A 20,360-nucleotide genomic window follows, 5' to 3' on the forward strand; every position below is an offset into this window, starting at 1 on the left:
CCCGTCACTACACACCCGCGAGGTCGAGCGCGGCGACGTAGCCGAAGGTCATGGCCGGACCGATCGTCGAACCCGCTCCCGCGTAGCTGTGCCCCATGACGGCGGCGCTGGCGTTGCCCGCCGCATACAGACCGGGGATCACCGTCCCGTCCGCGCGCAGCACCCGGGCCCGCGCGTCGGTGCGCAGTCCGCCCTTGGTGCCCAGATCACCCGGGACGATCTTGAAAGCGTAGTACGGCGGCAGCCACAGCGGCGCCAGACAGGAGTCGGGGAAGACTGCGGGGTCGGTGTAGTAGTGGTCGTAGGCGCTGTCCCCGCGGTGGAAGTCGGGGTCCTTACCGCTCCTCGCGAGGGAGTTGAAGCGGCTCACGGTGGCCCTCAGCGCGGCGGAAGGCACCCCGATCCGCCCGGCGAGCGCATCCAGGGTCCAGGCCTTGTGCGCGGCGCCGGAGTCGTACCAGGCGTCGGGGAAGGGCAGAACGGGCGCGACGTCCTTGAAGAGGTAGCGGTTGCGGTAGTTCTGGTCGACGATCAGCCAGGCCGGGATGTCCGGGTCACTCGGGTTCCGGTCGTACATCGTGTGCACCACGTCGCTGTAGGGGGCGGCCTCGTTGACGAAGCGGGCACCGGAGGCGTTCACCAACAGGCCTCCGGGCAGGGTGCGTTCGGCGAGGCAGAAGTACGGCTGGTCCGGCAGCGGGATCGCCGGGCCCCACCAGGCGTCCTCCATCAGGTCGAGCGCGGCGCCGGCCCGCTCACCGGCCCGGATGCCGTCACCGGTGTTCTCCCGGGCGCCCACGGTCCAGTCGGTGCCGATGGGCCCCCGCTGGTACTGCGCACGCATGGCCGCGTTGTGCTCGAAGCCCCCGGAACCGACGATCACACCGCGCCGGGCCCGGAGCAGTCCCGGCGTACCGTCGCGCGTCACCACGGCGCCCGTGACCGCACCGCTTTCGACGCAGAGATCGGTGAGCGGGGTGTTCAGCCACACGGGCACACCCGCGGTGAGCAGTCCCGCGCGCAGCCCGGCGGCGAGGGACTGCCCCATGGTGAGAGGTTTCTGGCCGAGGAGGGCGGCCTTGGTGCCCCGGGCGAGGCATTCGGCGGCGACGGCGACTCCCTTGGCGCTGACGGCGGCGAGCGTCAGCCACTTGTAGTCGGCGCTGAAGACGACCATGCCGGCCGGGATCGCCATGTACGGCGGGTTGAGGTGGGCCAGTTCGGCGCCGAGGAGGTTCCCGTCGAGCTGGTCGGGCTCGATGGAGCGGCCGTTCGGCAGTCCGCCGGGCAGCTCCGGGTAGTAGTCGCTGTACCCCTCCATCCAGCGGAAGCGCAGCGGGCTGTGGGCCATGACGAAGGAGATCACGGCGGGGCCGTGGTCGAGGAAGGCCCGCTGCCGCTCGGCGGACACGTCCGGGCCGACGACCGCCGCGAGGTAGGCGGCCGCCTTCGCCGGGGTGTCGGGGACGCCCGCCGCGAGGAGGACGGGGTTGTTCGGGATCCAGATGCCGGCTCCGGAGCGCGCCGCCGAACCGCCGAAGGTGGCCGCCTTCTCCACGACCACACAGCTCAGCCCCTGGTGGGCGGCCGTCAGCGCGGCCGTCATGCCCGCCGCACCGGAGCCGATCACCACGACGTCGTACGTGCCGAGCAAGGGCAGGCCGGCCGCGTGTGCCACGCCGGCGGTCCCCGGCAGCCCGGCCGCGAGGGCGAGCCCGGTACCGGCCGCGCCGAGCACCTGTCGGCGCGACGGTCCCTCCGCCGCGGGGGATGCGGTACGTCTCGCGGGGTCCGCGCTTGTGGGCATGGCAGATCGCTCCAGGGGTGGCGGGGGACGGTGAGGCGTTTCACCTCCCGATCTGATGCAGCGTCAGGGAATGTGGCGCGGGGGCCTTGCGAAGTCAAGGGGCATTTCGAAGTGCCTTCGGCGTGGAATACGCCGGAATTCGGGGCCGTCGGGCTCTCCTGTGATCCAAGTGATCACTGATCCGGGCGGTCCGGCTATCCGGGCGGCCTGGTGATCCGGGCGGCCTGGTGATCCGGGCGGCCTGGTGATCCGGGCGATCCGAGCGGCCGGTGATCCCGGCGGTCCGGCGATCCGGGCGGCCCGGTGATCCGAGCAGCCCGGCGATCCGGCGATCCGGCGATCCGAGCAGCCCAATGATCCCGGCGATCCGGGAGATCCGGCGATCCGAGTGGTCCTGGACCCCACGCAGCACGGAGGACGGAGGAACCGCGTCCGCTGTGACCGATGCTGTCGTCCTGAAGATGCCTTCCCAGCCGGAGGTCAGGCGCGGGCGGCCGGGCAGAACAACGGGAAGCCAGCCCAGCAGGACGTCAGTCAGTGGCAGTGCCACAACCACCGGAACCTGACTGGCAATAGCAATGTCAGTGGCCGCCTCTAGGGTGGGGTTCGACGTGGCCCCGCCGACAGAGAACCGGAGTCCCCATGACAACCCTGCCGGACCGGCCGAACACCGCGCTGCTCGTCATCGACGTCCAGAACGGGGTGGTGGCCGGCTCCCACAACCGTGACAGCGTGATCGAGAACATCAACACCCTGATCGGCAAGGCACGGGCGGAGGACGTGCCCGTGATCTGGGTGCAGCACTCCGACGACGAGGGCCTCGAGCGGGGCAGCGAGAACTGGCAGTACGTGCCGGAACTGGTGCGCCACGACGCGGAGCCGCTCGTCCACAAGCGGTACGGCGACTCGTTCGAGGACACGGAGCTGGAGGCGCTGCTCGCCGGGCGCGGAGTGGGCCGCGTCGTCGTCACGGGCGCCCAGACCGATGCCTGCATCCGCTCGACCCTCCACGGCGCCCTCGTGCGCGGGTACGACGTGACGCTGGTGAGCGACGCGCACACGACGGAGGACCTCACCGCGTACGGCGCACCGTCGCCGGAGCAGGTGATCGCACACACCAACCTGTACTGGAAGTACCAGAACGCTCCCGGGCGCCGTGGCGGCACCGTGGTCACGGCGGACGTGAGCTTCACACCGGCCGAGGCGGGCTGAGCCGTGACGGGCCCGCCGCCTCCGGGCTCCCGGGCGCGGCGGGCCGTGCCCTTCCCGGATGCAGCGGGTTCCGTCCGGTGCCCGTGTCCGGTGTGCTCGGGCGGCGAGAACGCGGCACCCGCCGGGTGCCGGCCCGGCGGGTGTCTGACGGTCGGTCATACGGCGACGGCCTCGCCCATCTCCTCCAGAGCGTCCGCCTCCCTCGGGGTGACGGGGGCCGGGACAGAGGTGGTACGCCGCTCCGCGATCGCGGCCGCGGCCACCAGCAGCAGGCCCGCGACGAGCCAGAGCACCAGGGAGAGGATCCGGCTCCCCAGGCCCGCCGAGTCGAAGTAGAGCAGGCTCCGGACCCCTTCGACGAATCCGGCGCCGTTCCAGAAGGCATGCAGCGCGCCGAAGAAGCCGTTCTGGAGCTCGGGCTCGAAGACGCCGCCCGAAGAAGTGAAGTTGAGCATCACGAACAGCACCATGAGCACCAGCGTGGTCGAGCGCTTGAGGAACGTGTGCAGGCCGATGCCGATGGTGAGGATGCCCGCCGAGTACATCAAGGCCATGCCCCACACCCCCCACAGGTCGTGGTCGACGACATGGAAGCACGGACCCGCCAGCACCGCCCCGATGACGCTCACCGCCAGTGCCGTGGCGATACCGATGGCGGCCCGCGTCCACACGCTGAGCGCGGCACCGGTCGCGACGATGGCCGCGACGCCGGCGTAGGAGCCGACGCTCAGGGCGACCAGCAGGAAGAACAGGCTCGTATGGGTGGGATCGCCGCTCGCCGAGCGGGACAGGTCGGTGACCTCCAGCGAGGCGCCCTGCCGGGCGGCCACCGCGGTGAAGACCTCCTCGGCCGCTTCGGCGGAGGTGTCGGAGTTCGCCTCCGCGACCAGCAGTTCGGCGTGCCTGGGGCTCGGGACGTACGCGGCGACCAGGTCCCGGTCCATGATCTGCCGCCGTGCGGCGGCCCGGTCGGGCACGGTGGTGACATCCAGCGCGTCACCGGCCTTGTCCTTGACCGCCTGGGCCAGCAGATGGCTGCGCGCCGAGGTACCCACCACGGCGACCTTCAGCCCGTGCGTGTGGGCCTGAGGCGCATGGAAGGCGCCGAGGTAGGACAGGCCCATGCCGAAACACATCAGCAGCGGGGTGAGGAGATGGACCACCACGTGGCGGACGGTGTGGCCCTCGCCGAGTATGTTGCCCACCACATGGCGGACGGTGCGCTTATGGCGCATGAAGGTAGCTCCCTCGATCGTTCAGGGACTGTCGCCCCCGGTGGGGCGCCGCTCGTCCACCCTGGCGTCGACGGGGGGTGCACGATCGCATCAGTGCTACAAATTCTTGTAGCGGAGGTGACGCGAGCGGGATTGCCACCCCCTTCACCGGTCATGTACGAGCTGCGGGAGCGATGGATGGACACCCCAGGGCAGCGGGCGGCCGGCACGTCGAACGCATCGGCGCCGGCTCCGGACAGCGAACAGGCGGTCTTCTGGCGCAACCGGGCCACCGGGCTCTTCGACCGAATCCCGCTCCCTGCCGCCTTCTGCGACGCGCGAGGGACCGTTCTCTCGGCGAACCACGCCATGGCCTCGGAGTGGGGCACGCTCCCCGGCCGCCTCGTGGGGCGCAGTGCCCTCGACCTCTTCCGCCCGACGGCGGGGCGGCTCGATCCGATCTCTGAGGCGCTACGGCTGCGTCGGAGGTCCCGGTATCCGATCGAGGTGTCCTGGTGCCCGCCGACCGGTGTGGAGCGACACGGCGAGATGACCATCGACCTGGTGGGCACCGCACCCGACGCCCCGCCGAATCTGCTGCTGATCCTGCGGATCCCGGAGGCGCCGGCTCCTGCCCTGCCCACCGGGCGGACGAAGGAGTCCGGACAGACCAGCGCCATGGAGGCGCGCATCCTCGCCCTGGCGGCCGCCGGCTGCACCAGCACGCGCATCGCCACAGAGGTCGGCCTGACCGCGGACGGGGTCAACTACCATCTCGCGCGCCTCTCACGGCGCTGGGGGGTCACGAACAGAACGGCTCTGGTGGCGCGCGCGTATGTGAAGGGCGTCCTCTCACCGCATGCCTGGCCACCCGCGCCCGCCGCGGCCGAACCTCCGGTCGTGGAGGGAGGATTCGCTTGAGCGCCTCTCTGTGGGCACCGTCGGGTCAACGCCCGGATCGGGCCGCCGGAGAAGCAGTCCCGAATGCCGCCGGCCCGGCTCATGTACCGGGCGAGCGCACCAGCCAGGACGCCGTGCAGCGGGCCGTCGACTTCTACACCTTCCTCGGCCGCGCCCCGGTCGTCCTGCACAAGGAGATCCCCGGGTTCGTCGGCAACCGCCTGCAGTACGTGGTGGCTCGTGAGGCCACCTGCCTGGTCCAGCAGGGCGTGGTCGGCCCGGAGGACATCGACAAGGTGCTGACGAACTCCCTCGGCATCCGCTGGGCGACGGTCGGGCTCTTCCTCGGCCAGCACCTGGGCGGCGGTCCCGGCGGCTACCGCCACATCGTCACGGGCATCGGCAAATCCATGCACAAGACGGTGACGGCCGGCGAGCCCTCGCCGGACCCCGAACGCGAGGAACAGGTCATCCAGGCCGTGGAGAAGGCCTACGGCTCCTCCCCGTCCACCGAGCTCGGCGAGCTGCGCGACCGCAGGCAGCTCGCCCTCCTGACCGCGCTGAGGCCCGTGAGCGAGCAGGAGGGCCACACGAGCGAGGAGAGGGAAGCCACATGAGCGAGGAGAAGGAATGAGATGACGGCGCCGGCTGCACGACGCCGGACCCCAGCGAAAAACGCACGTCAGCGGCCTTCCATGCACTGAAGTTATGGAGTGCCCGATTGCCAGGCATTGGACGCATGCCGCAGCGTTCACCGACTCTTGAGGTCATCCGAGTCCAGGACCGACAGGGAGTCGACTGTGGACACGAAGTGGAACTCGGCGGCAGGCCGACTCGAAACCACCGCCCGCGGGCGGGCGGTGCTGTCCAACCCCCGCCTGAACCGGGGCACCGCCTTCAGCGAGGAGGAGCGGCGGGAACTGGACCTCGTGGGCCTGGTCCCCCCGCAGGTGCTGACCCAGGACCAGCAGGCGGCACGTGCCTACCAGCAGTACCAGGCGCAGCCGACCGACCTGGCGAAGAACGTCTATCTGACGGCACTGCACGACCGTAACGAGCGGCTCTTCCACCGGCTGATCGGCGATCACCTGTCAGAGATGCTGCCGATCGTCTACACCCCGACCGTCGGCGCGGCGATCGAGCGCTACAGCTACGAATACCGGCGCCCCGGCGGGGTGTATCTGTCGGTCGACGCACCGGAGGACATCGAGCGGTCGCTGCGCGCCACCGGCCTGGGCCCGGACGACGTCGACCTGATCGTGGCCACCGACGGCGAGGCCATCCTCGGTATCGGCGACTGGGGTGTGGGCGGGATCGACATCGCGGTGGGCAAGCTGGCCGTCTACACCGCCGCCGCCGGAGTGGACCCGCAGCGGACGCTGGGGGTGATGCTGGACGTCGGCACCAACCGCAGGGAACTGCTGGACGACCCGCTCTACCTGGGCAACCGGCATCCGCGCGTGGACCAGGAGACGTACGACGCTTTCATCGACGCCTATGTCGCCGCGGCCACCGCTCTGTTCCCGAAGGCCATGCTGCACTGGGAGGACTTCGGCCCGGCCAACGCACGCCGCATCCTGGACCGTTACCGCGAGAAGGTCTTCACGTTCAACGACGACATCCAGGGCACCGGCGCCGTCAACCTCGCCGCCGTGCTTTCCGGTGTCGAGGCCGGCGGTGTGCCGCTGCCCGACCACCGCATCGTGATCCTCGGCGCCGGTACCGCCGGCATCGGTGTCGCCGACCAGCTCCACGACGCCCTCGTCACCAGCGGTCTCTCGCGCCGGCAGGCCGCCTCACGCATCTGGGCCGTCGACCGCCACGGCCTGCTCACCGAGGGCCAGCGGGGCCTGCGCGACTTCCAGATCCGCTATGCCCGCCGTGGCACCGAGGTCGCCGGCTGGCAGCGCGACGACGAGCTCGGCGGCATCCCGCTGGCCGAGGTCGTCCGCCGGGTCCGGCCCACCATCCTGATCGGCACCTCCGGCCAGGGTGGCGCCTTCACCGAAGAGATCGTGCGGGCCATGGCCGCCCATGTGCGGCGTCCGGTCATTCTGCCGATGTCCAACCCGACCCGGCTGGCCGAGGCCGTCCCCGCCGACCTGCTCGCCTGGACCGACGGCCGTGCGCTGATCGCCACCGGCAGCCCGTTCGCCCCCGTCGAGTTCGAGGGCGTCACCTACGAGATCGGCCAGGCCAACAACGCCCTGGTGTTCCCCGGTCTCGGGCTGGGCGCCATCATCGCCGAGGCCGATCGCGTCACCGACCGCATGCTCGTCGCGGCCGCGCACGCCGTCTCCGGGCAGACCGACGCCACCGCGCCGGGCGCCCCGATCCTTCCGCTCATCGACCGGCTGCGCGAGACGTCCGTCGCGGTCGCGGTGGCCGTGGCCCGGGCCGCCGCTCAGGACGGCGTCGCCCATGCCCCCGTCGACGACGACATCGGACAGCGCGTCCGCGCCGCCGCCTGGCAGCCGGACTACCCGCCCGTCAAGGCCGTGTGATCCTCCCCTTCATCGCCCTCCCGCAGATCATCGATCCGGCCGGCCGACCCCGCCCGCCAGGAAAGGACACGGCCGTATGGCATCGGCAGCGAACGCGCCCCAGGGACGTGCACCGCACATTCCCACGGCGTCACGGCCGCGCCGTCCCCTGGTCAGCGCGCTCGGCGGATTCCCGCTGGCGGCAGCGCTGCGGGGGGCCGTCGCCCTCGCCCTCCCGCTGCTCGCCGGCGTGTGGACGGGACGCATGACCCCTGCGGTGATAGCGGCGATCGGCGCCCTGTGGGGAGTGAGCCAGGATGGCTCCGACCCCTACCGGACGCGGGCGCGACGGCTGGGCTGGATGGGGCTGGCCAGTGCCCTCGGGCTGCTCGCCGGTGAACTCGCGCTGCGCACCGGGCAGACGGCGGCCGTGACGGTTTGCCTGACCGTCTGTGCCCTGGTCGGCGGCGCGATCAGTCTGCGCGAGCGGACCGCGTCCGTGGCCGGCATGCACCTCCTGCTGGGCGCCACGGTCGGCGGCGGCATCCCGGTACCGGGGCCGTGGTGGCAGGCCCCGTTCGCCCTGCTCACCGGCGTCGGCCTGGTCCTCGTACTGTCCGCGACCCCATGGCTGTGGCGGCGTCACCACGTCGAGCGGGCCGCCGTACGTGCTGTGTACCGGGCCGCGTCCGAGGCGCTCGCGGCAGCCGGAACGGCGACCGCCGAGGATGCCCGGCGGCAGCTCACGGACGCCCTGGACGTCGCCCATCACATGATGGGCCGCTACCTGACGTCCGGTCACGCGCGCCGCCGGGACGCGGAGGCCGACCGGCTCCTCGGGGCGTTCCACGTCGCCGCGCGGCTGGGTGAGGCGGTGACGACGCTGTTGTGGGAAGGGCGTCCGCTGCCGGCGACCGTGGTGGACATCCCCCTGCTGATCGCCCGGGGACTGCTCCCGGACGGCGAGGAACCGGCCGTACCGTCTCCCCCGGACGGCAAGGACACGGCCGTAGGGTCCCTGCCGGACGGCCGACCCGCGGCTGCCGCTGTACTGCCGGCCGTCGAACCCGGCTCTCCGGGCCTGCGCGCCCTCGCCGAGCTGCGCGCCGCCACCCACGTCGAACGGATGGACGACGCGGCCCTTTCGCTTCCGGCACGTCCCCGGCAGAGCCGATCGGCACGTCTGCGGTACGCCGCCCTGCTGGCGGCCTGCGTCCTTGCCGCGCAGCTGTGCGCCCTCCTGCTGGACGCCCCGCGCGGCTACTGGCTGCCGATGACCGTGGCCTTCGTCTACCAGCCGGACTTCGGCCCCGTCTTCGGCCGGGCACTGCACCGCTGCATCGGCACCGTCGTCGGCGTGGCCGCCATCGGCACGGTGTACCTGCTGACGGAGAGCACCTACGCGTTCATCGGCCTGGTGGCCGTCTTCGGCGCGCTCATGGCGGTCGGCGTGCGCCATCACTACGCGGTGGCCACGACGGGCCTGACCGCGATCGTGTTCGTCCTCGTCGATCTGCTCGGCGATCACCGGGCGCTGTACGGGCCCCGCATCCTGGACACCGCTCTCGCGTCCGCCCTCGTGCTCGTCGCGCACTTCGCCCTGTGGCCGCGCTCCACGGCGGGCCGCGCCGACGCCCTGACCGAGGCGGCTCTGGCCGCGGCCCGCCGCTACCAGGACCTCGCCCAGAGTGCCGCGCCGGCCCAGCGGCAGGCACTGCGCCGCGCCGCCTACCACCAGCTGGCCGAGGCACGACGGGCGGCCACGAACGCCCGACGCGAACCGGTCCGGCCCGGTCACCGGCTCCCCGATTGGGAGCGGACCGTCACCGAGGCCGAACAGCTCTGCGACACCGTGACCGCACGGTCCCTGTCCCTGGGCTCCCGCCCCACGAACCATGCACTTACGACCTGAAAATGCCGTGACCGATACGGCGAGAGAATGAGGCCATGGACCTGCACGTTCTGCGCTCCTTCCAGGCCGTGGCCGAGGGCGCGACGGTCACCGATGCCGCGGCGGAGGCCCGCGTCACCCAGCCCGCCCTGTCACGCGCCCTGAACCGGCTCGAGGCCGAGGTGGGTGCGGAGCTGTTCCATCGCGTCGGCCGGATTCTGCGCCTCACCCCGGCGGGACGGGTGTTCAAGGAGTACGTCGACGCCGTACTGGACAGCTACGACCGCGGATGCCGGGCGGTGGCCGAGGTCGTCGACCCCGAAGGCGGCGTGGTGTCGCTGGCCTTCCTGCACACGCTGGGCACCTGGCTCGTCCCGAGGCTGGTCACCGGGTTCCGGGAGGCCTTCCCACAGACCCGGTTCGAACTGCACCAGGCCGACGAGAACGGTCTCGCCCAGCGCCTCCTCGACTCCACCGCGGACGTGATCATCACCAGCCGGGACCCGGGCCACCCCCTCATCACATGGCGGCGGCTGCTGGTCGAAAGCCTGTGGCTCGCCGTCCCCGTCCGGCACCGTCTGGCCCAGCGGCAACGGGTGCGTCTGGCCGAGGCGGCCGAGGAACAGTTCATCGTGCTCAAGCCCGGCTACGGCCTGCGGAGCGTCACCGAGACACTGTGCCGCCAGGCCGGTTTCAGCCCGCTCGTCGGCTTCGAGGGCGAAGAGGTCGAGACCCTGCGCGGCCTGGTCGCGGCCGGTCTGGGGGTGTCCCTGATCCCGGTCTCGCGGGAAGCCTCCACCGCCCCGGACAGGAACCCGGACCTGCCCCTGCGCTACCTCCAGGTCACCGATGTACAGGCGGCCCGCGACATCGGCATCGCCTGGCTGGCCTCGCGCACCCTGCCACCGGCCCCACAGCGGTTCGTCGACCACGCGCGGAGCGTGACAGCCGACGCGACCGCGGCGCCTGCGCCCCAAGGCTGACGGCAGCCTCGTACGAGCACTCCCGTGCACGCGCCCTTGAGGCGGCTATCCCTCAGCGGTCTTCGGCTCGCAGATCCGGCGGGCGGCCTCGACGACCGCCGAGCGGTGCCGGGCCAGCCGCTGCGGCGACCAGGACTGACCCACCTCCTCCCCCTCGGCCGCCCAGAACCACGCCTGGGCCACGGCGAGAACCATGGTCAGGACATCGGCAGGCTCCATCTCCCCGGCGACATCGCCACGCTGCTGAGCGTCGGCCACCCCGGCGGTCTTGCGCCGGAAGGCGTCCGGTTCGAGTCCGGTGGCGGAGGGGCGTTCCAGCAGTTGCCACAGGCGCAGGCGCATCAGATCCGGACGGGCAACGAGGTGGTCGAAGACCGCACCGGCGTATCCGGGCAGATCGTCGACGTCGAACGGCACCGACTCGGCACCCGCCGTCAGGGCCCGCCGCAAGACCTCGTCGAACAACTGCTCCTTGTTGCCGAAGTAGGCGTAGATCAGCCGCTTGTTCGCCCCAGCGGCCTCCGCAATCCGGTCCACCCGGGCCCCGGCGATGCCGTAGGCGGCGAATTCGCTGAAGGCGGCGTCGAGCAGCCGGGCCTTGGTGGCGCTGGAGTCCCGTGGCATGTCCGCCAGGCTAGCAAGTAACTATCTAGTTATTGACACTCGCGGTGCAACAGGTCCACGTACGCATCTATCCAGTTAGTTATGAAGAGAAATCCTTATGGAACACCGCGCACTGGGCAGCCAGGGCCTGACCGTCGGCACCCAAGGGCTCGGCTCCATGGGCATGAGCGCGTTCTACGGCGCCACCGACGAGACCGAGTCGCTGGCCACCATCCACCGCGCACCGGAGCTCGGCGTCACCCTGCTGGACACCGCCGAGAGCTACGGCCCCTTCATCAACGAGCAGCTTCTCGGCAAGGCCCTGGCAGAGCGCCGCGAAGACGCCGTGCTCGCCACCAAGACCGGCGTCGAGATCACCGACGCCGGCCGGGTCCTCGGTCTCAACGGCCGGCCCGAGTACGTCCGCCGGTCCCTGGAACGCTCGCTGCGGCACCTGGGCACCGACCACGTCGACCTGTACTACCTGCACCGCGTCGACCCCCAAGGTGCCCCATCGAGGACACCGTCGGCGCCCTGGCCGAGCTGGTCGCCGAAGGCAGGATCCGCCACATCCGGCTTGTGCCTCACAGACAGCTTGACGATCGTTCGGCAAGTACCGGGTTGGGGAGCGACGCACAGGAGCCGGGAGCAGGCTGGATAGTGGAGGTGGTTGCCGTGGCGCAAGACGACGCCATCTCGCCCGTCGAGGGTGTTGCGGTACTGGAAGCTCTGTTCCACCAGTCCCCCACAGGCCTGCTGATCCTGGACAGGCAGCTGCGAATCCTACGGCTCAAACTCACCCGGCCGGTTCTGTACGGGGCACCCCCCGGGCAGATCGTGGGGCGGCACATCACCGAGGTGTACGACCTTTCTGCACCCCGTGAGGTGGAGGCGATGCTGGAGAGGGTGCTGGAGAGCGGCACGCCCGCACGGGGCCACCTGGTGGGAGTGCGTCCGAAGGGCGCGCCGGGGCCGGAGTACCTGTTCTCCGTCTCGGCATCCCGTCTGGAGAGCCCGCAGCGGAAGATCTTGGGGGTGCTGGCGGAGATGCTCGATGTCACCGAACGCGAAAAGGCAGCCGCCCGCGTGCGCGTCTTCGGCTCGGTGCGCGAGCACGTGGGACAGACCCTCGACGTGGTGGCCACCTGCGAGGAACTGGTGCATGAGGTGGTGCCGAACCTCGCCGACATAGCCGTGGTGGACGTGGTGGACGCGGTGGTACGCGGCGAGGACCCTCCGCTGAGCCCTCTGGGACTCAAGGTGCCGCTGCGCCGCGCCGCCTACGGCCACGACGGTGGCGAGGAGCAGATGCAGGCGCATCCGGTGGGTGACGTGCGCGCTCTGCCGTTCCCGACGCCCTACGCCCAGACGCTGGCCGATCTCAAGCCCCGCCTCGTCGCCCTGGGCCCCGACACGCCCTGGCTGGCAGCCGCCCCGGCACGCGCCGAGGCGATCCGCGCCTCCGGTGCCCACAGCCTCATCACAGCCCCCCTGACGCTGCGTGGAACAGTGCTGGGGCTGTTGAGCCTGTACCGCACCGGCCGGGCGGACGTCTACGACAACGACGATGTCGCCCTCGCCCTCGCAGTGGCCGCTCACACCGCGCTGTGCATCGACAACGCCCGCCGCTACACACGCGAACACACCATCGCCCTGACAATCCAGCGCCATGTTCTGCTGCCCCACCCTGCGACGCAGACCACCGTCGAAACCGCGCACATGTACATGCCCTCCGAAATCGGCGGAGGCGGCGGGTTCGACACCTTCGCCCTGCCCGGCGCCCGCACCGCGCTGATGGTCGGCGAAGTCACCGGCAAGGGCATCCACGCGGCCACCACTCTGGGACAGATACGGACCGCCGCCCACTGCCTGGCGGCACTCGGCCTGGGGCCCGACGAGCTCCTCGCCCGCCTCAACGACACCGCCCTGAGCCTGGCCCAGGAACGCACCGCCCTGCCGTCCGGCGACCCCATGCCGCTCGGGGGAAGCTGCGTGTACGCGGTCTACGACCCGCTCGCCGAGGCCTGCACCATCGCCCTGGCCGGCCATCCCCCACCCGTCCTCGCCCACCCCGACGGGACCACCGAGATCCCCGACCTGCCGGCCGGGCCCCCTCTGGGCAGTGCCGAGGGACCCCCCTTCGCCGCCACCGCCATCCCTGTCAGCGACGGCAGCGTCCTCGCCTTCTACACCGCATCCCTCCTGCGCACCGCCCCGTCCCCGGACATCCTCCAGCGGGTGCTGGCCCACCCTGAGCGGCCGCTACAGGACCTGTGCGACGACGTGCTCTACCGGCTGCGGAGCGACACCTGCCACGGCGACGTCTTCCTGCTCCTCGCCCGCACCCACACATTTCCCGCTCACCACGTCGCCACATGGCATCTCGACCAGCACGCCAAAGCTGTCGCCACGGCACGCACCCACACCCGGCAGCAGCTCGCCCTGTGGGGAATCGACGAGGAAACCGCCTACACCACCGAAATGATCGTCAGCGAACTGGTCACCAACGCCGTCCGCTACGGCACCCCGCCTCTGCGGTTGCAGCTCATCAAGGACCGCGCACTCACGTGCGAGGTACACGACAGCAATTCCCTCGCGCCGCGATTGCGTCACGCGAACACCATCGACGAAGGCGGGCGCGGCTTGTTCATCATCGCCCAACTCGCGCAGAACTGGGGCGTCCGCTACTCCCTCGACGGCAAGACCGTCTGGGCCGAGAAGTCCCTCCCGACCGCGACCACACCCTGACCCCCACGGCGGTCATAGGTGTTCACCGTATGCATCGCTGCGCGCCTGTCCGGAGTACAGGAGCAGAAATCAAGCCTTCCGGTCATGCGTCAGGGGCTCTCCGAAGAGAGCCCCTGACGTATGGAAATTCAACTACCTCACCGTCGGGACGACAGGATTTGAACCTGCGACCCCTTGACCCCCAGTCAAGTGCGCTACCAAGCTGCGCCACGTCCCGGTGCGCCTCTCGCGGTGGCCCGCGTGATCGCGCGGACAGAACTCTACCCCACGCCGCGCACTGCCCCGAAGGGGCGGACGGCGGGGGACAATCGGGGTATGAACGACGCATCGGAGGCCACCGTGAACCGGGACCGCGACCGGGACGCCGAGGGGCGGGCCCGCAATGCCCGGCCACGGGACGGACTGGGGCGGCCCCTTCCGTACGGCTCGCCGGGCGTGACGCGCCAGCCGGAGGGAGTCGTACGGACACCGCAGGACACCGTCGCCGAGGCTCAGGCGCTGCTGGACGACGGGCGGCCGTTCCATGCCCACGAGGTTTTCGAGGACGCGTGGAAGTCGGGTCCCACCGGGGAGCGTGCCCTGTGGCGCGGGCTCGCCCAGCTGGCCGTCGGCCTCACACACGCGGCCCGTGGCAACACGACGGGCGGTGCCCGGCTGCTGCGACGCGGTGCCGGGGCCGTGGAGGAGTGGGCGATCGCGACCGGCCAGGAACGGCCGTACGGTATCGGGGTGGCACAACTGGTCCGCTGGGCGCGGGACTCGGCGGCGACCGTGGAGCGGGAGGCGGCGCCGGTCGACGCCCGCGCGTGGGCGCCGCGGCTGCGCGGGGAGCAGCGGTAGGCGGACCGGGGCAGGGGTGTGCGCGGGCTGTCGGCGGCGTACGGCAGACTCGTGGCGTGCGAAAGATTCATGTGATCGGCATCGGGGCGGGCGATCCCGATCAGCTGACCCTTCAGGCGGTCAAGGCGTTGAAGAGCACGGACGTGTTCTTCGTGCTCGACAAGGGCGAGGTGAAGTCGGACCTCGTGCAGCTGCGCCGCGACCTTCTCGACGCACACCTGCCGGAGGGGACGTACCGCCTGGCCGAGGCGCGCGACCCCGAGCGCGACCGGGCCGCGGGCGGCGCCGCCTACTCCCCCGCCGTCGGCGACTGGCGTTCTGCGCGCGCCCACATCTACGAGCGGCTCATCGCCGAGGAGCTGGGCGAGGAGGACACCGGCGCCTTCCTGGTCTGGGGCGACCCCTCGCTCTACGACAGCACGCTCGGCATCCTGGAGGAGGTCCTGGCCCGCGGCACGGTGACGTTCTCGTACGACGTCGTGCCCGGAATCAGCAGCGTCTCGGCGCTTGTCGCCAGGCACCGCACGGGGCTGAACCGGGTGGCGCGGCCGGTGCAGATCACCACGGGGCGCCGTCTCGCGGAGGGTTTCCCGGAAGGCGTCGACGACGTGGTCGTGATGCTCGACGCCCACCAGGCCTTCCGGCAGTACGCGGACCAGGACATCGACATCTACTGGGGCGCGTACATCGGCACACCGGACGAGATACTCGTCTCCGGCCCCCTGACCGAGACGGCCGAGCGCATCGAGCGGCTGCGTGCGGAGGCCAGGGAACGCAAGGGCTGGATCATGGACACGTATCTGCTGCGCAGGCATCCGCGGGACTAGGCGGGATCCGGCCCGTTCCCGGCGGGGCCGAGCCTCAGCCGGGAGAGTGCTTCGGCCACGTCCGGCACCGCGGTGACGCCCTCGGGCAGGGGCGGACGCCGTACGACGACCACCGGGATTCCCCGTTCCCGCGCCGCGGTGAGCTTGGCCGCCGTCGCCGCTCCCCCGCTGTCCTTCGTCACCAGCACCTCGATGCGGTGCTCGCGCAGCAGCACCGTCTCGTCCTCGACCGTGAAGGGTCCGCGGGCGAGCACCACGTCCGTGTCCGGCGGCAAGGGCGGCTCGGGCGGCTCCACCGACCGTACGACGAAGTGCAGGTCCGCCAGAGGGGCGAAGGCCGCGAGGCCCAGCCGGCCGGTGGTGAGGAACACCCGCCGGCCGAGCGCCGGCAGCAGCGCGGCCGCACCCGCGAGGGAGCCCGTCTCATGCCAGCGGTCGCCGGGCGCCGGGCGCCAGCCGGGCCGGCGCAGCACCACGGCGGGGACACCCGCGGCCGCGGCGGCCCGGGCCGCGTTCGCCGATATTCCGGCGGCGAACGGGTGCGTGGCGTCGACCAGCGCGTCCACGTGGTGCGCGCGGAGCCAGGCGGCCAGCCCCTCGGCGCCGCCGAACCCGCCGACGCGTACGCCCCCCTCGAGCGTTCCCGGCCGGGACACCCGGCCTGCCAGGGATGTGGTCACCCGTACGTCCGGACGGGCCGCGAGCGAGGCGGCCAGTTCACGCGCCTCGGTGGTGCCGCCGAGGACCAGAACGTGGAGGAGCATGGCCACGAGGGTACGGGCTGCTCCGGCTCCCCCGCCCGCGGCCACACGACGGGCGGGCGCTCCGCTCGCTAGGGTCCTGGTATGGATGCTGTGCGCGCCGTGCTCATCGACGTCGACGGGGTCCTCACCGTCTCGTGGCAGCCCCTGCCGGGCGCGGTCCGGGCACTGCGGGAGATCCGCGCGGCGCATCTGGCCGTCGCCCTCGTCACCAACACCACGTCCCGCACCCGCGCATCGGTCGCCGAGACCCTCTCCGGGGCCGGTTTCCCGGTGTCCGCCGAAGACGTCCTGACCGCGCCCGCCGTCACCGCCGGGTATCTCGCCGACCGCTGTCCGGGCGCGCGGTGCCGGCTGCTCAACAGCGGTGACATCCGGGAGGACCTGGTCGGGGTCTCGGTCGTCGACGACGACGAGGACGCCGTCCCGGACGTCGTGCTTCTCGGCGGGGCCGGACCGGAGTTCGACTACGCGGCGCTCAACCGCGCCTTCGGCCATCTTCAGCGCGGGGCGCGGCTGGTCGCCATGCACCGCAATCTGTACTGGCGCACGGACCAGGGGCTGCAACTCGACTCGGGGGCGTTCCTGCTCGGTCTGGAGCGGGCCGCACGGGTGGAGGCCGAGGTCACGGGCAAGCCGTCGCCCGCGTTCTTCGAGGCGGCGCTGGCCCGTCTCGGGGTCGGCCCGGACCAGGCGCTCATGGTCGGCGACGACATCGAGAACGACGTTCTCGCGGCCCAGCGCGCCGGGATCACCGGTGTGCTCGTCAGGACCGGCAAATACCAGCCGGAGACCCATCGGGCCGCGAGCGGCGAGCCCGACCACGTCCTCGACTCCTTCGCGGACCTCCCCGCGTTGCTGCGTCCATGAGTCCGTCCCGCTCAGCGCAGCAGCAGCTGGACGGCGCCCACCACGGTCGCCGCGATCACCAGTCGCTCGAACAGGCGCTGGTCGATCCGGTGCAGTGCCCACTTTCCGAGGAACGCGCCCGGCACCACGAACACCGCGAGCGCCGCGTCCAGCAGCAGTGAGCGGCCGTCGATCAGGCCGAGGCCGGCGCTGAAGGGCACCTTGGAGACGTTGACGATCAGGAAGAAGAACGCCGAGGTGCCGAGGAAGCCCATTTTGCGGAAGCCCGCCGACAGCAGGTACATCGACATCACCGGGCCGCCGGCGTTCGCCACCATCGTGGTGAAGCCGCCGAGGACGCCGTAGGAGCGGGCCTTGATCCGGCCGGCTCGGGTGGTCACCGCATCCGGGCCGTCGGGCCGGTCGGCGCTGCGGCGGCGCCACACCGTGACCGCCGCCATCAGCAGCAGGGTCGCGCCGATCGACGTCCGTACGACCCCGTCGTCCGCCCACATCAGGAACAGGGTGCCCAGGACGACGCCCACGGCGACCGCCGGGAACAGCCGCCACAGGGTGGGCCAGTGGGCGTGCCGCCGGTAGGTGAGGACCGCGAGGATGTCGCCGGCGATCAGCACGGGCAGCAGGACGCCGGTCGAGGCACGAGCGGGCAGGACCGCGGCGAAGACCGCGAGGCTGACCGTGTTGGCGCCGCTCACGGCGGTCTTGGAGAAGCCGACGAGCATCGCTGCGACGGCCAGCGCGGCGAACCCCCATGCGGATATGTTCCAGAGCGTCATCGTGTTCATGCGGGGACCGATGCTATGCCCATGCATCCGGCCCCGTTCAGAGGCGTCTCGCCCGGCGGCGCGGTCCGGGGCCGCAGGCCGGGGCCCTGCGTCCACCGCGCCCCGACAGCCTTGCCCCACGCCCGGGTTGCCGTATGCCCGACGGCACGCGTCAAACGTTCCCGGCCGAGGAGCCGAGCCGGCGGTCGTCCTGGAACTCGGCGGGGATCTCGTCGTCCCACGGATCGACGCCGCGGTTCTCGAGCTCCTCGAACCACCGGTCCCGCTGGGATTCCGGGAGCCGCCGGCCGCATCACGGGCAGAAGTCGACACCGATGCCCGATGCGCCGCCGTCGTGGACGATCAGCGCGTACTCCCGGAACCTGCCGGTGAACAGGATCAGTGCGTCCGGGCAGGAGAAGGGGTCGTCGTGCTGGTCGCGGCGCCGGTTCACCCGGTCCGTCATCGCCGCACAGCAGTGTCGGGTCATCGCCTCGGTCTTCATGTCGGGGTTCGCGCCGACTCAGTAGATCACGGGCGGGGGAAATCCTACGGCCGTTCCACGAGCACCGCGGTGCCCTGCCCGACCCCCACGCACATGGTGGCGAGCCCTCGGGACGCCCCGGTGCGGCGCATGCGGTGCAGCAGGGTGGTCAGGATCCGTGCGCCCGAGCAGCCGAGGGGATGCCCGAGCGCGATGGCGCCGCCGTCGGGGTTGACCAGCTCCGGGTCGATGCGGAGAAGGTCGACACAGGCGAGGGTCTGGGCGGCGAACGCCTCGTTGAGCTCGGCCTCCTCGATGCCGCCGATCGTCCAGCCGACGCGGGCGAGGGCCTTCTCGGTGGCGGGGACGGGCCCGATGCCCATCACATCCGGGTGGACGCCGGCCGAGGCGCCCGCGACATAGCGGCCGAGGGACTCCAGTCCCAGCTCGTCGAGGGCCTCCTCGCTGACGAGGAGCAGGGCGGCGGCTCCGTCGTTCATCGGCGAGGCGTTGCCCGCGGTGACGGTGCCGCCCTCGCGGAAGACCGGCTTGAGACGGGCGAGCTTCTCGTACGAGGTGTCCTCGCGCACGCATTCGTCGACGGAGACCACGACCCCGTCCGGCCTGGCCACGGGCAGCAGCTCGCTGTCGAACCACCCGTTCTTGCGGGCGTCCGCGGCACGCCGGTGGCTGCGCAGCGCGAACTCGTCCTGGCGTGCGCGTCCGATGCCGTACCGCTCCGCGACCTCCTCGGCGGTCTCCCCCATGGAGAGCAGTCCGTGGAGGTCTTTCATGGCGGGGTTGACCAGGCGCCAGCCGAGGCGTGTGTCGGCGGTCTCGATGCGGTGCGGCAGTGCCTCGTCGGGGCGGGGCAGTACGAAGGGGGCGCGGCTCATGGACTCGGATCCGCCGGCGAGCACGATGTCGGCCTCGCCCGCGGCGATGGTGCGGGCGGCGGTCGTCACCGCCTCCAGACCGGAGGCGCACAGCCGGTTGACCGTGGCGCCCGGGACGGATTCGGGCAGTCCGGCGAGGAGCGCGGCCATGCGGGCGACGTTGCGGTTGTCCTCGCCTGCCTGGTTGGCGGCGCCCCAGTAGACGTCGTCGATGCGGGCCGGGTCGAGGCCGGGCACGTCCGCGACCAGGGCGCGGATCACCGTCGCGGCGAGGTCGTCGGGCCGTACGGGGGACAGGGCGCCGCGCAGCTTGCCGATGGGGGTGCGGCGGGCTGCCGCGAAGTGGACGGTACGCACGACGGGACTCCTGATCGGCCTCAGACCATTAATTAGCACCGCTAGTTTTAACTATAGACCGCGGACGGCCTACCGGGAAAGCTTCCCGCCCCGCTCCCCCGCTCCGGACCTGCCACCGGGTTTCACCCCATCCGTCCCGGGCACCCGGGCCGGGCAAGACGACCGGCATACCGACCGGCATACCGACCGACAAGGAGAAGCGCGCGATGACCGTGGTGCACAGCACCCTGCCCGAGCCTGCACGCCAGGTCACGGGGGACGCCCTCCAGGAGACCCTGGTGGATCTGCTCGGGCTGTCACTCGTCGGGAAGCAGGCCCACTGGAACATCGTCGGACCGAGGTTCCGTTCGATCCACCTCCAACTGGACGAAGTCGTGGCCACGGCACGCACGTACGCCGACACCGTCGCCGAGCGGGCCGCCGCGCTCGGCGTCCCGCCGGACGGGCGGCCGGAGACCGTCGCGTCCGCCTTCGGCCTGACGGGTGCGAAGGAGGGCTGGCTGCATGACACGGACGTCGTACGGCTGATGGCGGAGTCGCTGGAGACGGCGATCGGACGGCTGCGTACGCGGATCGACGCCACGGAGAAGGCCGATCCGGTCACCCAGGACCTGCTCATCGGACTCACCGCGGAGCTGGAGAAGCAGCGCTGGATGTTCGAGGCCGAGAACTGGCCGCGGGAGGACTGAACCACCGACGAACAGGGGCCGTGCCACCGAG

General features: G+C 71.5%; 19 protein-coding genes and 1 tRNA gene. 12 read left to right on the forward strand and 8 right to left on the reverse strand.

The window, feature by feature from the left end:
* Positions 1–7 precede the first annotated feature (7 nt).
* Positions 8–1,807 (reverse strand): 3-oxosteroid 1-dehydrogenase, encoded by a 1,800-nt coding sequence (kstD, locus tag ABZ876_RS33860; RefSeq protein WP_361788984.1) that lies wholly within the window; start codon positions 1,805–1,807, stop codon positions 8–10.
* Positions 1,808–2,449: 642 nt separating this feature from the next.
* On the opposite strand from kstD, the gene ABZ876_RS33865 reads away from it, so the two are divergent.
* A complete protein-coding gene (locus ABZ876_RS33865) occupies positions 2,450–3,019 on the forward strand; it encodes a cysteine hydrolase family protein (RefSeq protein ID WP_361788986.1) in 570 nt (189 codons plus the stop codon).
* A 155-nt stretch (positions 3,020–3,174) separates the two neighbouring features.
* Here the strand turns inward: ABZ876_RS33865 and ABZ876_RS33870 are convergent, their stop codons facing one another.
* Positions 3,175–4,254, reverse strand: coding sequence for a hypothetical protein (locus tag ABZ876_RS33870; protein ID WP_361788988.1), 1,080 nt, complete (start codon positions 4,252–4,254; stop codon positions 3,175–3,177).
* 177 nt (positions 4,255–4,431) lie between these two features.
* Here ABZ876_RS33870 and ABZ876_RS33875 point away from each other — a divergent pair, with 177 nt between their 5' ends.
* The 5 genes from ABZ876_RS33875 to ABZ876_RS33895 all read left to right on the forward strand — a co-directional run bounded on the left by ABZ876_RS33875 (position 4,432) and on the right by ABZ876_RS33895 (position 10,490).
* A complete protein-coding gene (locus tag ABZ876_RS33875; protein ID WP_361788990.1) occupies positions 4,432–5,154 on the forward strand; it encodes a LuxR C-terminal-related transcriptional regulator in 723 nt (240 codons plus the stop codon).
* Complete coding sequence (locus tag ABZ876_RS33880; protein WP_361788992.1) at positions 5,151–5,750, forward strand: 3-hydroxyacyl-CoA dehydrogenase family protein; 600 nt, start codon at positions 5,151–5,153, stop codon at positions 5,748–5,750. Before ABZ876_RS33875 ends, ABZ876_RS33880 begins: the two co-directional genes overlap by 4 nt.
* A gap of 183 nt (positions 5,751–5,933) precedes the next feature.
* Positions 5,934–7,637: an NAD-dependent malic enzyme gene (locus tag ABZ876_RS33885; RefSeq protein ID WP_361788994.1), complete on the forward strand. Its 1,704-nt coding sequence runs from the start codon at positions 5,934–5,936 to the stop codon at positions 7,635–7,637.
* Between the two features lie 76 nt (positions 7,638–7,713).
* The gene (locus ABZ876_RS33890; protein ID WP_361788996.1) at positions 7,714–9,528 is read left to right on the forward strand and encodes an FUSC family protein; all 1,815 of its coding nucleotides are present in this window, start codon (positions 7,714–7,716) and stop codon (positions 9,526–9,528) included.
* Between the two features lie 35 nt (positions 9,529–9,563).
* Positions 9,564–10,490, forward strand: coding sequence for a LysR family transcriptional regulator (locus ABZ876_RS33895; protein ID WP_361788998.1), 927 nt, complete (start codon positions 9,564–9,566; stop codon positions 10,488–10,490).
* Positions 10,491–10,535: 45 nt separating this feature from the next.
* On the opposite strand, the gene ABZ876_RS33900 is transcribed toward ABZ876_RS33895, so the two are convergent.
* Complete coding sequence (locus ABZ876_RS33900) at positions 10,536–11,114, reverse strand: TetR family transcriptional regulator (protein ID WP_361789000.1); 579 nt, start codon at positions 11,112–11,114, stop codon at positions 10,536–10,538.
* Positions 11,115–11,211: 97 nt separating this feature from the next.
* Here ABZ876_RS33900 and ABZ876_RS33905 point away from each other — a divergent pair, with 97 nt between their 5' ends.
* The gene (locus ABZ876_RS33905; RefSeq protein WP_361789002.1) at positions 11,212–11,754 is read left to right on the forward strand and encodes an aldo/keto reductase; all 543 of its coding nucleotides are present in this window, start codon (positions 11,212–11,214) and stop codon (positions 11,752–11,754) included.
* 14 nt (positions 11,755–11,768) lie between these two features.
* Positions 11,769–13,841: a SpoIIE family protein phosphatase gene (locus tag ABZ876_RS33910; protein WP_361789004.1), complete on the forward strand. Its 2,073-nt coding sequence runs from the start codon at positions 11,769–11,771 to the stop codon at positions 13,839–13,841.
* A gap of 143 nt (positions 13,842–13,984) precedes the next feature.
* Here ABZ876_RS33910 and ABZ876_RS33915 read toward each other — a convergent pair.
* Positions 13,985–14,058: transfer RNA gene (locus ABZ876_RS33915), tRNA-Pro, on the reverse strand.
* Between the two features lie 98 nt (positions 14,059–14,156).
* On the opposite strand from ABZ876_RS33915, the gene ABZ876_RS33920 reads away from it, so the two are divergent.
* Both ABZ876_RS33920 and cobF read left to right on the forward strand, forming a co-directional pair.
* Positions 14,157–14,681 (forward strand): DUF309 domain-containing protein, encoded by a 525-nt coding sequence (locus ABZ876_RS33920; protein ID WP_361789006.1) that lies wholly within the window; start codon positions 14,157–14,159, stop codon positions 14,679–14,681.
* Positions 14,682–14,737: 56 nt separating this feature from the next.
* Positions 14,738–15,508, forward strand: a complete 771-nt coding sequence (cobF, locus tag ABZ876_RS33925) for a precorrin-6A synthase (deacetylating) (RefSeq protein ID WP_361789008.1) — start codon at positions 14,738–14,740, stop codon at positions 15,506–15,508.
* On the opposite strand, the gene ABZ876_RS33930 is transcribed toward cobF, so the two are convergent.
* Positions 15,505–16,272: a cobalt-precorrin-6A reductase gene (locus ABZ876_RS33930; RefSeq protein WP_361789010.1), complete on the reverse strand. Its 768-nt coding sequence runs from the start codon at positions 16,270–16,272 to the stop codon at positions 15,505–15,507. The two genes, cobF and ABZ876_RS33930, sit on opposite strands and share 4 nt — an antisense overlap.
* Before the next feature lie 81 nt (positions 16,273–16,353).
* On the opposite strand from ABZ876_RS33930, the gene ABZ876_RS33935 reads away from it, so the two are divergent.
* Positions 16,354–17,139 (forward strand): HAD-IIA family hydrolase, encoded by a 786-nt coding sequence (locus ABZ876_RS33935; RefSeq protein WP_361789012.1) that lies wholly within the window; start codon positions 16,354–16,356, stop codon positions 17,137–17,139.
* An 11-nt stretch (positions 17,140–17,150) separates the two neighbouring features.
* Here ABZ876_RS33935 and ABZ876_RS33940 read toward each other — a convergent pair whose 3' ends face one another.
* From ABZ876_RS33940 to ABZ876_RS33950, 3 genes are all read right to left on the reverse strand, one after another.
* Positions 17,151–17,924 carry a sulfite exporter TauE/SafE family protein gene (locus ABZ876_RS33940; protein ID WP_361789014.1) on the reverse strand — a complete coding sequence of 258 codons (774 nt, stop codon included), beginning with the start codon at positions 17,922–17,924 and terminating at the stop codon, positions 17,151–17,153.
* 292 nt (positions 17,925–18,216) lie between these two features.
* Positions 18,217–18,393 carry a hypothetical protein gene (locus tag ABZ876_RS33945; protein WP_361789016.1) on the reverse strand — a complete coding sequence of 59 codons (177 nt, stop codon included), beginning with the start codon at positions 18,391–18,393 and terminating at the stop codon, positions 18,217–18,219.
* Between the two features lie 59 nt (positions 18,394–18,452).
* The gene (locus ABZ876_RS33950; RefSeq protein ID WP_361789018.1) at positions 18,453–19,640 is read right to left on the reverse strand and encodes a thiolase family protein; all 1,188 of its coding nucleotides are present in this window, start codon (positions 19,638–19,640) and stop codon (positions 18,453–18,455) included.
* 206 nt (positions 19,641–19,846) lie between these two features.
* On the opposite strand from ABZ876_RS33950, the gene ABZ876_RS33955 reads away from it, so the two are divergent.
* Positions 19,847–20,329, forward strand: a complete 483-nt coding sequence (locus tag ABZ876_RS33955) for a DNA starvation/stationary phase protection protein (protein WP_361789020.1) — start codon at positions 19,847–19,849, stop codon at positions 20,327–20,329.
* Positions 20,330–20,360: the final 31 nt, after the last annotated feature.

This window comes from Streptomyces sp. NPDC046931 (assembly GCF_040644655.1).
In the GTDB taxonomy this organism is placed as follows: Bacteria; Actinomycetota; Actinomycetes; order Streptomycetales; family Streptomycetaceae; genus Streptomyces.

What these genes read in the sequence shown, in the direction of transcription:
- ABZ876_RS33895 (WP_361788998.1), top strand. Translation starts at nt 9,564, where the DNA reads ATGGACCTGCACGTTCTGCGCTCCTTCCAGGCCGTGGCCGAGGGCGCG.
- ABZ876_RS33900 (WP_361789000.1), bottom strand. Translation starts at nt 11,114, where the DNA reads ATGCCACGGGACTCCAGCGCCACCAAGGCCCGGCTGCTCGACGCCGCC.
- ABZ876_RS33870 (WP_361788988.1), bottom strand. Translation starts at nt 4,254, where the DNA reads ATGCGCCATAAGCGCACCGTCCGCCATGTGGTGGGCAACATACTCGGC.
- ABZ876_RS33945 (WP_361789016.1), bottom strand. Translation starts at nt 18,393, where the DNA reads ATGACCCGACACTGCTGTGCGGCGATGACGGACCGGGTGAACCGGCGC.
- ABZ876_RS33905 (WP_361789002.1), top strand. Translation starts at nt 11,212, where the DNA reads ATGGAACACCGCGCACTGGGCAGCCAGGGCCTGACCGTCGGCACCCAA.
- ABZ876_RS33935 (WP_361789012.1), top strand. Translation starts at nt 16,354, where the DNA reads ATGGATGCTGTGCGCGCCGTGCTCATCGACGTCGACGGGGTCCTCACC.
- ABZ876_RS33865 (WP_361788986.1), top strand. Translation starts at nt 2,450, where the DNA reads ATGACAACCCTGCCGGACCGGCCGAACACCGCGCTGCTCGTCATCGAC.
- ABZ876_RS33890 (WP_361788996.1), top strand. Translation starts at nt 7,714, where the DNA reads ATGGCATCGGCAGCGAACGCGCCCCAGGGACGTGCACCGCACATTCCC.
- ABZ876_RS33930 (WP_361789010.1), bottom strand. Translation starts at nt 16,272, where the DNA reads ATGCTCCTCCACGTTCTGGTCCTCGGCGGCACCACCGAGGCGCGTGAA.
- ABZ876_RS33940 (WP_361789014.1), bottom strand. Translation starts at nt 17,924, where the DNA reads ATGAACACGATGACGCTCTGGAACATATCCGCATGGGGGTTCGCCGCG.
- kstD (WP_361788984.1), bottom strand. Translation starts at nt 1,807, where the DNA reads ATGCCCACAAGCGCGGACCCCGCGAGACGTACCGCATCCCCCGCGGCG.
- ABZ876_RS33875 (WP_361788990.1), top strand. Translation starts at nt 4,432, where the DNA reads ATGGACACCCCAGGGCAGCGGGCGGCCGGCACGTCGAACGCATCGGCG.
- ABZ876_RS33955 (WP_361789020.1), top strand. Translation starts at nt 19,847, where the DNA reads ATGACCGTGGTGCACAGCACCCTGCCCGAGCCTGCACGCCAGGTCACG.
- ABZ876_RS33920 (WP_361789006.1), top strand. Translation starts at nt 14,157, where the DNA reads ATGAACGACGCATCGGAGGCCACCGTGAACCGGGACCGCGACCGGGAC.